Here is a 12,422-nt window from a genome sequence, read left to right on the forward strand (position 1 = left end):
TCGGGACGTCCGCCACTGCCGCGGGGGGCTCCCGCGGCCGACGATCGATCCATGGACGGTGGAACCGAGACGACCGCCACGGACGTGGCACCCGAGCGGCGGCTTCGCGCCGTGCGCCCCGAACCCGCGCGCGGCAGGCCCGCCGGCGGCTGGATCCGCGACGTCGTCGTCACCACGGATCACAAGACGATCGGCGTCATGTACATCGTCACCTCGATGCTGTTCTTCTTCGTGGGCGGCCTCATGGCCCTGGTCATGCGGGGCGAGCTCGCGGAGCCCGGCCTGCAGTTCCTCTCCACGGAGCAGTTCAATCAGCTGTTCACCATGCACGGCACCGTGATGCTGCTGCTCTACGCGACCCCGATCGCGTTCGGCTTCGCCAACTACCTCGTGCCCCTGCAGATCGGCGCGCCCGATGTCGCGTTCCCCCGGCTCAACGCCGTCGGCTACTGGTTGTACCTGTTCGGCGGCCTCACCGCGTCCGCGGGCTTCATGGTCCCCGGCGGCGCGGCCGACTTCGGTTGGACCGCGTACACCCCGCTCTCCGATGCCGCGCACAGCCCGGGCGTCGGCGGCGACCTGTGGTTGATGGGGCTCACGGTCGGTGGGCTCGGGACGATCCTCGCGTCGGTGAACATGGTCACGACAGTCCTCTGTCTGCGGGCGCCCGGGATGACGATGTTCCGGATGCCGATCTTCACGTGGAACATGTTCGTGGTGAGCGTGCTCGCGCTGATGGTCTTCCCGTTGTTGGCGTCCGCACTGGTCGGGCTGGAGGTGGACCGGCAGTTCGGTGCCCACCTCTTCGACCCCGCGAACGGCGGAGCGGTCCTGTGGCAGCACCTGTTCTGGTTCTTCGGTCACCCGGAGGTGTACGTGCTGGCCCTGCCGTTCTTCGGCATCGTCTCCGAGATCTTCCCGGTGTTCACCCGCAAGCCGATCTTCGGCTACAGCGGCCTCGTGATGGCGACACTCGCGATCGCGGCGATCTCGATGGCGGTGTGGGCGCACCACATGTACGCCACCGGCGCGGTATTGCTGCCCTTCTTCAGCTTCATGACGTTCCTGATCGCGGTGCCGACGGGCGTGAAGTTCTTCAACTGGATCGGCACGATGTGGAAGGGGAACATGACCTTCGAGTCGCCGATGCTGTTCTCGATCGGCTTCCTCGTGACCTTCCTCTTCGGCGGCCTCACCGGCGTGCTCCTCGCCTCCCCGCCGCTCGACTTCCACGTCTCAGACACCTACTTCGTGGTCGCCCACTTCCACTACACGCTGTTCGGCACCATCGTCTTCGCGGCGTTCGCGGGCATCTACTTCTGGTTCCCCAAGGCCACCGGACGCCTGCTGAACGAGCGACTGGCCCGCTGGCACTTCTGGCTCACCTTCATCGGCTTCCACACCACCTTCCTGGTCCAGCACTGGCTGGGCGCCGAGGGCATGCCGCGCCGCTACGCCGACTACCTCGACACGGACGGCTTCACCACGCTGAACCAGATCTCGACGGTCGGCGCGTTCATCCTGGGCGCCTCGGTCCTGCCCTTCGTGTGGAACGTCTTCACGAGCTACCGCTACGGCGAGGTCGTCACGGTCGACGACCCGTGGGGCTTCGGCAACAGCCTCGAGTGGGCCACCAGCTGCCCGCCGCCGCGGCACAACTTCACCGAGCTGCCGCGCATCCGCTCCGAGCGCCCCGCGTTCGAGCTGCACTACCCGCACATGGTCGAGCGAATGCGGGCGGAGAAGCACACCGCGCGCTAGCGAGCCGGGGAGAGCGTCACGACGCCGCTCCATGGTGCGTCGCCAGGGGCGCGCGGGTCCGGTTGCGGTCCCGCGGCCAGACGGTGCGCCTCCGGCGAGTCCAGGCGTCCTAGCTCCACCGCGGCGACGAACAACGAGTCGATCCGGTCGGCCGCCCAGCCTCGGTCCTCGAAGTGAGCGACTCCGTCCGCGGGGAGGAAGCGCCACGGCGCGTGCCGCAGGATGCCCCGGTTCCTTTCCGCCATCACCGATCCCACACCCGCAGAGCCGAGATCGAGGCACCAGTGGTCCACGGGTGCGGCGAGCAGGGCGTCGGCGAGGGTGTCGGCATCGTCGGGGGAGAGGTACATGACCAGCCCCTCGGACAGGACCAGGATCCGACGGCCGGCGAGCCCGGCCAGGAGGTCCGCGAGGCCGTCGCAGGCCAGGTCCAGCGGCACCCGGCGCAGCCGGCATCGCGGCATCTCCGCCGCGAGGATCGCGGCCTTGTGGTCGAGGATCGCGGGGAGGTCGACCTCGAGCCACTCGAGGTCGGCGGGCAGGTCGAGGCGGTACGGCCGTGCGTCGAGGCCCGCGCCCAGGTTGACGACGGTGTCGCAGCCGTCGGCGATCGACGCGGCCACCGCCTCGTCGACCAGCACCGTCCGGGCGGTGAGGTACCAGCCGTCGCCGCCGCCCGCGGCCGGGGCGGCGCCCTCCGCGATCGCCGCGCCCTCGGCGCCCGCGAGCCGCGCGGCGAACGGGTCGTGGAACAGCGCGTCGGGGCGCGCCGATTCGATGGCCCGGTGGTGCGCGACCCAGCGCGCGGTGTCGTCGACGGTGCCGATCAGGTCGTCCATGTCGTCTCCCTCTATAAAAGTAGAGTGCTCTATTGTTATAGAGGATCGAGTGGATGGAGGGCAACCGTGGACGAGCGGCGGACCGCGATCGGTGAGGCGGCGCTGGACCTCGCGGCAGAGGGCGGCAACCGGGCGGTGACGCACGGCGCCGTCGACAAGCGGCTGGGGCTGCCGAAGGGATCGACGTCGTACTACTGCCGCACCCGCTCCGATCTGCTGCGCACCGCGATCGAGCATCTCCGGCAGCGGTCGCGGGCGGCCTTCGACGCCGACGTGCCGCGCACCGTCGACCGGGACACCGCGGCGGACGTGACGGCGCGCCAGCTGCACCACCTGCTCACGGACCGTCGGCGCGATTCGCTCGCCCGCTACGCGCTGGCACCGGACGCGCAGGCCGAGGGGCTCGAGGCGGACCTCGCCACCTGCCTGTTCTCGGTGCCGCTCGCGACGGGCCTGTTCGCGGCGCTCGGCACCGTCGACCCCGACCGGGCGGCGGCCGACTTGGTCAGCCTGCTCGAGGGCCTGCTCTTCGACCGGCTGTACGGCGCCCGGTCGCTGGGGCCCGCGAAGGCCGAGGCCGAGAGCCTCGCGGACCTGCGTGGGCCGATCCGGCGGGCGTTAAACTACGGCGCATGACCTACGGCACCCTGATCCTGCTCCGTCACGGCGAGAGCGAGTGGAACGCGTCCAACCAGTTCACCGGCTGGGTCGACGTGGCGCTGACCGAGAAGGGGCGCGGCGAGGCCGCCCGCGGCGGCGAGCTGCTCAAGGAGGCCGGCCTGCTGCCCGACATCCTCTACACCTCGCTGCTGCGTCGCGCGATCACCACCGCGAACATCGCGCTGAACGCGGCCGACCGGCACTGGATCCCCGTGGTCCGCGACTGGCGCCTCAACGAGCGGCACTACGGCGCGCTGCAGGGCCTGAACAAGGCCGAGACCAAGGACAAGTACGGCGACGAGCAGTTCATGCTGTGGCGCCGCAGCTACGACACCCCGCCGCCCGCGATCGACGCGGACGACCAGTACAGCCAGACCGCCGACCCGCGGTACGCGCACCTGCCGCAGGTGCCGCTCACCGAGTGCCTGCTCGACGTGGTCAAGCGCTTCATCCCCTACTACCAGGCCGTCATCGAGCCGCAGGTCGCCGAGGGGAAGACGGTGCTCGTGGCCGCGCACGGCAACTCGCTGCGCGCGCTGGTCAAGCACCTCGACGGGATCTCCGACGCCGATATCGCGGCGCTGAACATCCCCACCGGCATCCCGCTGACCTACTCGTTCAACGAGGACGGCTCCGTCGCCAACCCGGGCGGCACCTACCTGGACCCCGAGGCCGCCGCCGCGGGCGCCGCCGCGGTCGCCAACCAGGGCGCCAAGTAGTCCCACGATCGACGACGGGGGCGGTACCGAGCGAATCGGTACCGCCCCCTAAGTTTCTCCTCAGGCTCCGGGGCCGCGAAGGGGATAGGTTGGATCACATGGCTGACGTGACTGTGACCCATTCCCCGGAACAGGAGCGCTACGTGCTCACCGTCGACGGCGAGCAGGCGGGCTACCTCGACTACGTGGACGAGGTGGACGTGCGCCTGCTCACCCACACCGTGGTCGACGCCGAGTACGGCGGCAACGGCTATGCGGCGGTGCTCACCAAAGCTGCGCTCGACGACGTCGTCGCCTCGGCCAAGAGGGCCCGCGCGGTGTGCTCCTACGTCGCGAACTACGTGACGAAGCACCCCGAGTACGCCTCCGTTGTCGAGGTGGCCGCCGACCGGTAACCCGTTGTTCACCAGTCGTTCCCGATGTGAAGAATCGCCGGAGAACCTGGGTACACTGACCGCGTGACTGTGGCCCTCTGTGTGGTGTCCGCCCTGGCGGGCGCCCTCATCGGATGGCTCGCGCGGCGCGTCCGGCAGCGGGTGGTCACCGCCGAACCCGTCGGTCCGACCCGCATGACGGTCGCGGAGTTGCAGCGCGCGGTGCTCCGCGAGTCGCCCACCGGCCTGCTGGTCGTCGATCGCTTCCGCGACGTCATCGCCTGCAATCCGCGCGCCGAGGAGTTCTCCCTCGTCCGCGAGCAGCTCCTCGACGATCGCGTGTGGCAGGCCGCCTCCCTGGTGCTCGAGACGGGGGCGCCGCGCACCGTCGAACTGACGGTGTCCCGCCGGTCCGACCGGGCGAGCATCGCGGTGCGCTGCCGGGTGGACCTCATCGTCGGGACCGAACCCGACGAGCGGTACGCCGTCGTCTACGCCGACGACGACACCGAGAACCAGCGCATGGAGGCAACCCGCCGCGACTTCGTGGCGAACGTCTCGCACGAGCTCAAGACCCCCGTCGGCGCGATCGGCCTGCTCGCCGAGGCGCTGCTCGAATCCGACGACGACCCGGAGGCGGTGCGGCACTTCGGCTCCCGCGTGCTCGTCGAGTCCACCCGCATGGGCAACATGGTCAACGAGCTGATCGCGCTCTCCCGCCTGCAGGGCGCGGAGAAGTTGCCCGACCTCGGCAGCGTGGAGGTCGACGACGTGGTCGGTGAGGCCGTGGCCCGCGCCCAGGTCTCCGCGGAGGCCAACAACATCTCGCTCATCGTCGACGAGCCCTCCGGCCTGGAGATCCGCGGCGACGACACCCTGCTGCTGACGGCGCTGTCGAACCTCATCTCCAACGCGATCGCCTACTCGCCGCAGAACACCCAGGTCTCGATCAGCCGCCGCCTGCGGCCCGCCGCCGGGCCCGACGGTGCCGCGTCGGTCGAGATCGCGGTCACCGACCGGGGCATCGGCATCGCCCCCGAAGACCAGGAGCGCGTCTTCGAGCGCTTCTTCCGCGTCGACAAGGCGCGGTCCCGGATGACGGGCGGGACCGGACTCGGTCTCGCGATCGTCAAACACGTCGCCGCGAACCACGGCGGCACCATTAGGCTCTGGAGCAAACCGGGCATGGGTTCGACCTTCACGCTGGTGCTGCCGGCGTCGGTCGAGTCCGGGCCGGACCCTGCAGAGCGCGATGACCACAGTGAGGATGTACTGCGGTGACACACGTACTGATCGTCGAGGACGAGGAATCGCTGGCCGACCCTCTCGCGTTCCTGCTCCGCAAGGAGGGGTTCGAGACCACCGTCGTGGGCGACGGGGTCGAGGCACTGCGGCACTTCGACTCCGCGGGCGCCGACATCGTCCTGCTCGACCTGATGCTGCCCGGCATGAGCGGCACCGACGTGTGCAAGCAGCTGCGCGCCCGCTCGTCCGTGCCGGTCATCATGGTGACCGCGCGCGACAGCGAGATCGACAAGGTCGTGGGCCTGGAGCTGGGCGCCGACGACTACGTCACCAAGCCCTACTCCGCACGGGAGCTCATCGCCCGCATCCGCGCGGTGCTGCGCCGCGGCGCCGACACCGCCGCCGCGGACGGCCTCGACGACGGGGTGCTCGAGGGCGGTCCCGTCCGGATGGACGTCGAGCGGCACGTCGTGACCGTCGGGGGAGACGCGGTGACCCTGCCGCTCAAGGAGTTCGACCTGCTCGAGTACCTGCTGCGCAACAGCGGCCGCGTGCTCACTCGCGGGCAGCTCATCGACCGCGTCTGGGGCGCGGACTACGTGGGCGACACCAAGACGCTCGACGTGCACGTCAAGCGCCTGCGCAGCAAGATCGAGGCGGACCCGGCCAACCCGAAGCACCTGGTCACCGTCCGGGGCCTCGGCTACAAGCTCGAGCCCTAGCCCCGGCATCACCGTCGCGTTCCGCGACGGTCCTTCGATTCACTGGTAATACCACTTGACCACCGGACCGGGTGGCGCTACGGTTCCGGCATGGAACTGAGCCCGGTCACGAAGCGGTCCGCCGCCGACGAGGTGCACGAGCAGCTGCTGAACCAGCTGGTCAGTGGTGCCGCGCCGGTCGGCTCGCGGCTGCCCAGCGAGCGCAAGCTCGCGGAGGTCCTCGGCGTCTCTCGCCCCGTCGTCCGCGAGGCCATCGCCCGCCTCGCCACGTCGGGCCACGTCGAGGTCCGGCAGGGCGACGGTGCCGTCGTCAACGACATCACCCGCACGGGCGGGCTGGACCTGCTGCCGCACCTGCTCGTCGCCGCGCCCGACGGTGCCGTCGTCGACCCGTCCGTGGTCCGCAGCGTCCTCGAGGTCCGCGAGTACCTCGGGCCGTGGATCGCCGAGAAGGCGGCCGCCCGCTCGGCCGACGCGCTTGCCGGCCCGCTGACCGCGGCGCTCGCCGCGATCGAGGGCGCCGGCTCCGGCGCGGAGCAGCAGGCCGCAGCCCTCGCCTATTGGGAGCACCTCGTGCGGGGTGCCGACTCGATCGCGATGACCCTCATCTTCAACGGCATGCGGCGCGTCTACGAGCCGCTGCTCGGCGTGCTCGCCGACGCCGTCGCGGCCGCGGAGCCCGCGGATCTTTACCGCGCGCTCACCGCCGCCGTCCTCGACGGCGACGCCACCGCCGCCCGCACGGCCGCGCTGGCCGTCCTCGGCGGCGCCACTGGCGTGCTCGGTGGATTCCTCGACCGGATGGAGCAGTCATGACCACGACCGATCGCGCGGCCCGCCGCGGATTCTCACTCGGCGACGCCGGCCGCGAGTTCCTGCGCCATCCCACGCCGTGGATGATCCTGGCCTTCCTGGCCGGCACCGTCGCAGCGCGCATCGCCGTCGGCGGGGGAGGGCTCGCCGACCTGTGGGCGCCGCTCGTCTTCGCGGCCCTGTTCCCGTTCCTGGAGTGGGTGATCCACGTCTTCGTGCTGCACTGGCGGCCGCGCACCGTCGGGCCGATCACGGTGGACACGCTGCTCGCGCGCGACCATCGCCGGCACCACGCCGCGCCCCGCGACGTGGATCTCGTGTTCATCCCCACCCGCGCGCTGCCCTGGGTGATCGTCGGCCTGGGTGTCGCCGCGCCGCTCGGCGTGGGCGCCCTGATCGGCGCCCCGGTGCACGCGACGCTCACCTTCATGCTGGTCGAGGCGGTCTTCCTGCTCGGCTACGAGTGGACCCACTACCTCGTCCACACCGACTACAAGCCGCGCGGCCGCGCCTACAAGGCGGTCTGGCGCAGTCACCGTCTGCACCACTTCAAGAACGAGCACTACTGGTTCTCGGTCACCACCGCGGGCACCTCCGACCGGGTGCTGGGCACCTATCCGGACCCCGGCACCGTCGACACCAGCCCGACCGCCAAGAACCTGCACGGCCTGGACGAGATCGCCTAGAGCTCCACGTACTTCATGTCGAAGTTCTGCCGCTCCGTCGCCGCGGCGGTGGCGGGGTGCACGGCGACCAGCTTGCCCTGGCGCGCCTCGCACTCGCGGGCCAGCGCGGCGTACGCCTCCTCGCCCAGTAGCTCGGTCAGTTCGGGGGCGTAGCTCTGCCACACCTGCTGCGCGCCGACGTGCGCCTCGGGGGAGCCGGAGCAGTACCACTGCAGGTCGAGTCCGCCTGCGCCCCAACCCCGTCGGTCGTACTCGCCGATCGTCGTGCGCAGGATCTGCTCGCCGTCGGGCCGCTCGACCCACTCCTGGGTGCGCCGGACCGGCAGCTGCCAGCAGACGTCGGGCTTGACGGTGAGCGGCTCCACCCCGGTCCGCAGGGCCATCGCGTGCAGGGCGCAGCCTTCGCCGCCGGGGAAGCCCGGCCGGTTGAGGAAGATGCACGCGCCCTCGTACCGGCGCGTGCGCAGCGCGGGCTCGTCGTCGAGGTCGTCCTCCTCGAGGTAGCCCTTCTTGCCCAATCCCTTGCTGCGGAACTGCCAGTCGTCGTCCGTCAGCTTCGCGACGGCCTTCTTCAGGCGCTTCTTGTCGTCGTTGTCGGAGAGGAAGGCCCCGTGGCTGCAGCAGCCGTCCGTGTCCCGGCCCGGCTCGATCCCGTGGCACGACTCGGTGCCGAAGACGCACGTCCAGTGGGAGAGCAGCCAGGTCAGATCCGCCGCGATCAGATGGCTCGGGTCCGCGGGGTCGGTGAACTCCAGCCACTCGCGCGGGAAGTCCAGGGGGACTTCCGGGACGGGACGCCGCAGGCCGGGCATCGGAAGGTCGGTCACAGGGGCCACCGTAGTCGGGTCTAGATTGACGGGGTGAGATTGGGAGTCCTCGACATCGGGTCCAATACGGTGCACCTGCTCGTGGTCGACGCCCACTGGGGCGCGCACCCGACGCCGATGAGCTCGACCAAGGCCACGTTGCGGCTCGCCGAGAAGATCGAGCCGAGCGGCCGGCTCAGCCAGGCCGGCGAGGATGCGCTCGTCGCATCCGTCGAGGAGTTCACGAAGATCGCGCGCAGCTCCGGCTGCTCCGAGGTGATGGCCTTCGCGACCTCCGCGGTCCGCGACGCCAGCAACACCGACACCGTCCTCGCGCACGTCAAGCAGGCCACGGGCGTCGACGTCGAGGTGCTCTCCGGCGCCGACGAGTCCCGCCTCACCGCGCTGGCGGTGCGCCGCTGGTACGGCTGGAGCGTGGGTCGCGTGCTCAACATCGACATCGGCGGCGGCTCGCTCGAGATGAGCAACGGCGTCGACGAGGAGCCGGACGTCGCGCTCTCGCTGCCGCTGGGCGCGGGCAGGATCACCCGCGAGTGGCTGCCCGACGATCCGCCCGGGCGTCGCCGCGTCGCCATGCTCCGCGACTGGCTCGACGCCGAGATCGCCCCCGCCGCCGCGCGACTGCAGGCCGTCGGCACGCCCGACCTGGTGGCGGGCACGTCGAAGACGATGCGCACCCTCGCCCGCCTGACGGGTGCGGCGCCCTCCTCCGCCGGGCCGCGCGTCAAGCGCACGCTCACGGCGCGCGGGCTGAGCCAGCTGATCGCCTTCATCAGCCGGATGACGGAGTCCGACCGCCGCGAGCTGGACGGGCTGAGCTCCGACCGCGCGGGCCAGATCGTGGCCGGCGCGCTGGTCGCCGAGGCCGCGATGCGGGCGATGAAGGTCGAGGAGCTCGACATCTGCCCGTGGGCGCTGCGCGAGGGCGTGATCCTGCGCTATCTGGACACCCAGGCGGGCTTCACCCCGGAGAGCAGCGGTAAAGCCCATTAAAGGCGCGAAGTAACATAACGGACCGCCGCGTGTGCCGCCACGGTTGCGCGACGGTGTACAAGTAGAATCTTCTGAGACCACACAGGGCGTGAGTGGCGGGTGTGAACTTTCCGGCACGCGCGGGGCCCACGAGGCCGACGAGCCACAGGACGGTGACGTGCATGAGCGAGGAGCGAAGGATTTCGCTGGCGGAGCTGCTCGCCAGGGAGGGCGGCACTCCACCCGCACCCGCGGGCGGACGCCGCCGACGCCACCGCGGCGGCGAGAACTCGATCACCGTCGCCGAGCTGACCGGTGAGATCCCCGTCATCCGCGACGACCAGCCCGCCCCGGGCACCGAGGCGCCGGCCGAGCAGCCCGAGGTGTCGGCCGTGCCCGAGGCACCCGCCGCGCAGGCGGTTCAGCCCGCACCGGCCGCTCCTGCGCAGCAGGCCGCGTACGAGCCCGAGGTCGTGACCCCCGAGGTCGTCGAGCCCGAGCCCGCCGCGCCCGAGCCGGCCGCCCCGGCGGAGCAGGCCGACCAGGACGACGATGAGCCGATCACCTCCTCCTTCCTCGCCGCCGCCGTGGCTGCCCCCGGCCCCGTCGAAACTCCTGCACCGCAGGAGAGCGCGCCGCAGGAGCCCGAGGCGCCGGCGGTGGACGAGACGCCTGCGCAGCCCGAGGGCCGGCGCGGTGGGCTGCTCCGCTGGGGCCGTGGCTCCCGGGCGGCCGAGGCGCCGCAGGAGCCCGTGCAGGAGCCCGCCGCCGAGCCTGTGGCCGAGCAGGCCGCGGAACCCGCTGCCGCGCTGGCCGACGGTGCGCCGGCTGCCGATGCCGCGCCGGCCGACGCCCCGCAGGCCGACGCCCCCCGGGCGGAGGACGGCCGCGACTACGCGTGGTCGCGCTGGGATCAGGCCGAGGCCCCGATCATGGCGACCGCCGACTTCAACACCGCGCAGGTCCGCGAGCGCCAGTCCCGGTTCGCCGAGGTCGAGGCCGACGACACCGTCGACGTGAAGCCCGTCGCCGTGCCGACCCCGGACGTGGACCTGGATGCGCCCGTCGCGCCCGACACCGCGGCGCTCAGCGCTCAGCAGATCGACGACGCGCGCGCCGAGGAGACCCCGGACTTCCTCGCGAAGCCGGGCGACGAGGACGCGGACGCCGACGAGAAGGACGCCGCGACGGGCAAGGGCCGCGGTTGGGCCGCGCTCGCCGCCGAGGTGGTGCTCGGCCTCGCGGCCGGCGCCGGCCTGTTCTATGGCTTCTTCAAGCTGTGGAACTGGGGCGGCGGCTGGCCCACCATCGCGCTGACCGTCGTGCTCGCGTTCATCGTGATCATCGGCATCGTGACCTTCACGCACTACCTGCGCAAGACCACCGATTACCTCACCCTGGGGCTCGCCCTGTTCGTGGGCCTGGTGATCACCTTCGGCCCGCTGCTGATGGCGCTCGGCTCCAACTGAGTACGCTCGGCGACGTGAGCGGGATACCGGTCGGACTGTCGACGGCCTCGGTCTATCCCGAGAAGCTCGAGGACGCCTTCCGGTACGCCGCCGAGACGGGCTACGACGGTGTCGAGCTCATGGTGTGGCACGAGGGCGCCAGCCAGGACATCGCCAACGTCGCCGGGCTGTCCATGCGTTACGACGTGCCCGTGCTGTCGGTCCACGCGCCCTGCCTGCTCATCAGCCAGCGCGTGTGGGGCCCCGATCCGATGGCGAAGCTCGGCCGCGCGGTGACGGCCGCGGAGGACCTGGGTGCGAGCACCGTCGTCGTGCATCCGCCGTTCCGGTGGCAGCGGCGCTACGCCGAGAACTTCGTCGACCTCGTCAGCGAGCTCGAGGACGACAGCGACGTGGCCGTCGCGGTGGAGAACATGTTCCCGATGCGGCTCGACGCCTTCTTCGGGCGCCGCGGCGAATCCGTCGAGCGCCTCAAGCGCCGCGGTCACCCCGGCACCGCGGTCTCGGCCTTCGCCCCGTCGATCGACCCGACGGACGTCGGCTACGCGAACTACACCCTGGACCTCTCGCACACCGCCACCGCGGGCGTCGACGCCCTCGAGCTGATGGACCGGATGGGCGACGGGCTGCGGCACCTGCACCTCACCGACGGCCTCGGCGCGGCCGTCGACGAGCACCTCGTGCCCGGTCACGGCACCCAGCCGGCCGCCGAGGTGTGCCGCCGGCTCGCCGCGTCCGGCTTCGACGGGCACGTGATCCTCGAGATCGCGACGGGCTCGGCGAAGACCCCCGAGGAGCGCCGTGCGATGCTCACGGAGGCGCTGGAATTCGCGCGGGAGCACCTGCGCGCCGATCCGGCAGCCTGACGTCGGGTACCCGCACGGGTACCCCGGTAAGGAGAGCGCACAGATGGCTTTGTTCGCGGACCTCGTCTCCGTCGCGAAGGCCCCCGGCGGGTACACCGCCGACATCGATCCCACCTGGTCGGTGGGCAACAAGGTGCACGGCGGGGCGCTGCTCGCCGTCATCGCCTCGGCGGCGCAGGCCGCCTACCTCGACGACGGGGGAGACCCCGAGGTCACGCCCGTGGTGATCTCCGCCGAGTACCTCGGCGCGCCCGACCCGGGGCACGTCGAGCTGCGGACCGACGTGCGCAAGCGCGGCCGCACCACCTCGTTCGTGAACGTCGAGGCCGTCCAGGGTGACCGCGTCTACGTGCAGGCGGCCGTGACCCTCGCGCAGCGCGACGAGGGCGACGAGCGCTACGCCGAGCCCCTCCCGATCGACGCGATGCCGCCGACCCCGCCCGCCCACGCGCTGGCCTGGGACCCCGAG

General features: G+C 71.4%; 14 protein-coding genes. 12 read left to right on the forward strand and 2 right to left on the reverse strand.

The genetic code is table 11. From position 1 onward, the window contains the following. The first annotated feature begins 51 nt into the window (after positions 1-51). Positions 52-1,761, forward strand: coding sequence for a cytochrome c oxidase subunit I (ctaD, locus tag LB823_RS06895; RefSeq protein WP_224646023.1), 1,710 nt, complete (start codon positions 52-54; stop codon positions 1,759-1,761). Here the strand turns inward: ctaD and LB823_RS06900 are convergent. Then, a complete protein-coding gene (locus tag LB823_RS06900; RefSeq protein WP_224646024.1) occupies positions 1,758-2,600 on the reverse strand; it encodes an SAM-dependent methyltransferase in 843 nt (280 codons plus the stop codon). The genes ctaD and LB823_RS06900 overlap by 4 nt on opposite strands. A gap of 66 nt (positions 2,601-2,666) precedes the next feature. On the opposite strand from LB823_RS06900, the gene LB823_RS06905 reads away from it, so the two are divergent. The 7 genes from LB823_RS06905 to LB823_RS06935 all read left to right on the forward strand — a co-directional run bounded on the left by LB823_RS06905 (position 2,667) and on the right by LB823_RS06935 (position 7,819). Further along, positions 2,667-3,236, forward strand: a complete 570-nt coding sequence (locus tag LB823_RS06905; RefSeq protein WP_224646025.1) for a TetR/AcrR family transcriptional regulator — start codon at positions 2,667-2,669, stop codon at positions 3,234-3,236. Continuing rightward, a complete protein-coding gene (locus LB823_RS06910) occupies positions 3,233-3,979 on the forward strand; it encodes a phosphoglyceromutase (RefSeq protein ID WP_224646026.1) in 747 nt (248 codons plus the stop codon). Before LB823_RS06905 ends, LB823_RS06910 begins: the two co-directional genes overlap by 4 nt. Before the next feature lie 98 nt (positions 3,980-4,077). Then, a complete protein-coding gene (locus LB823_RS06915; RefSeq protein ID WP_224646027.1) occupies positions 4,078-4,374 on the forward strand; it encodes a GNAT family N-acetyltransferase in 297 nt (98 codons plus the stop codon). Between the two features lie 63 nt (positions 4,375-4,437). Next, positions 4,438-5,634 (forward strand): cell wall metabolism sensor histidine kinase WalK, encoded by a 1,197-nt coding sequence (locus LB823_RS06920; RefSeq protein ID WP_224646028.1) that lies wholly within the window; start codon positions 4,438-4,440, stop codon positions 5,632-5,634. Continuing rightward, positions 5,631-6,320 carry a response regulator transcription factor gene (locus tag LB823_RS06925; RefSeq protein ID WP_224646029.1) on the forward strand — a complete coding sequence of 230 codons (690 nt, stop codon included), beginning with the start codon at positions 5,631-5,633 and terminating at the stop codon, positions 6,318-6,320. The genes LB823_RS06920 and LB823_RS06925 overlap by 4 nt, the downstream gene beginning before the upstream one ends. Before the next feature lie 90 nt (positions 6,321-6,410). Further along, positions 6,411-7,136 (forward strand): FadR/GntR family transcriptional regulator, encoded by a 726-nt coding sequence (locus LB823_RS06930; RefSeq protein ID WP_224646030.1) that lies wholly within the window; start codon positions 6,411-6,413, stop codon positions 7,134-7,136. Continuing rightward, entirely contained in the window at positions 7,133-7,819 is a 687-nt protein-coding gene (locus LB823_RS06935; RefSeq protein ID WP_224646031.1) for a sterol desaturase family protein, read from the forward strand. The genes LB823_RS06930 and LB823_RS06935 overlap by 4 nt, the downstream gene beginning before the upstream one ends. On the opposite strand, the gene LB823_RS06940 is transcribed toward LB823_RS06935, so the two are convergent. Continuing rightward, positions 7,816-8,631, reverse strand: a complete 816-nt coding sequence (locus tag LB823_RS06940) for a hypothetical protein (protein WP_224646042.1) — start codon at positions 8,629-8,631, stop codon at positions 7,816-7,818. The genes LB823_RS06935 and LB823_RS06940 overlap by 4 nt on opposite strands. 48 nt (positions 8,632-8,679) lie before the next feature. Here LB823_RS06940 and LB823_RS06945 point away from each other — a divergent pair, with 48 nt between their 5' ends. From LB823_RS06945 to LB823_RS06960, 4 genes are all read left to right on the forward strand, one after another. Continuing rightward, on the forward strand, positions 8,680-9,639 hold the full coding sequence (locus LB823_RS06945; RefSeq protein ID WP_224646032.1) for a Ppx/GppA phosphatase family protein: 960 nt from the start codon (positions 8,680-8,682) through the stop codon (positions 9,637-9,639). Between the two features lie 161 nt (positions 9,640-9,800). Beyond that, a complete protein-coding gene (locus tag LB823_RS06950; RefSeq protein WP_224646033.1) occupies positions 9,801-11,087 on the forward strand; it encodes a hypothetical protein in 1,287 nt (428 codons plus the stop codon). Between the two features lie 14 nt (positions 11,088-11,101). Next, a complete protein-coding gene (locus LB823_RS06955) occupies positions 11,102-11,953 on the forward strand; it encodes a sugar phosphate isomerase/epimerase (RefSeq protein WP_224646034.1) in 852 nt (283 codons plus the stop codon). Positions 11,954-11,996: 43 nt separating this feature from the next. Beyond that, positions 11,997-12,422, forward strand: a 426-nt coding sequence (locus LB823_RS06960) for an acyl-CoA thioesterase domain-containing protein (protein ID WP_224646035.1), incomplete at its 3' end; no start/stop codon positions are given.

Source organism: Tsukamurella sp. M9C (genome assembly GCF_020169415.1).
Lineage (GTDB): Bacteria > Actinomycetota > Actinomycetes > Mycobacteriales > Mycobacteriaceae > Tsukamurella.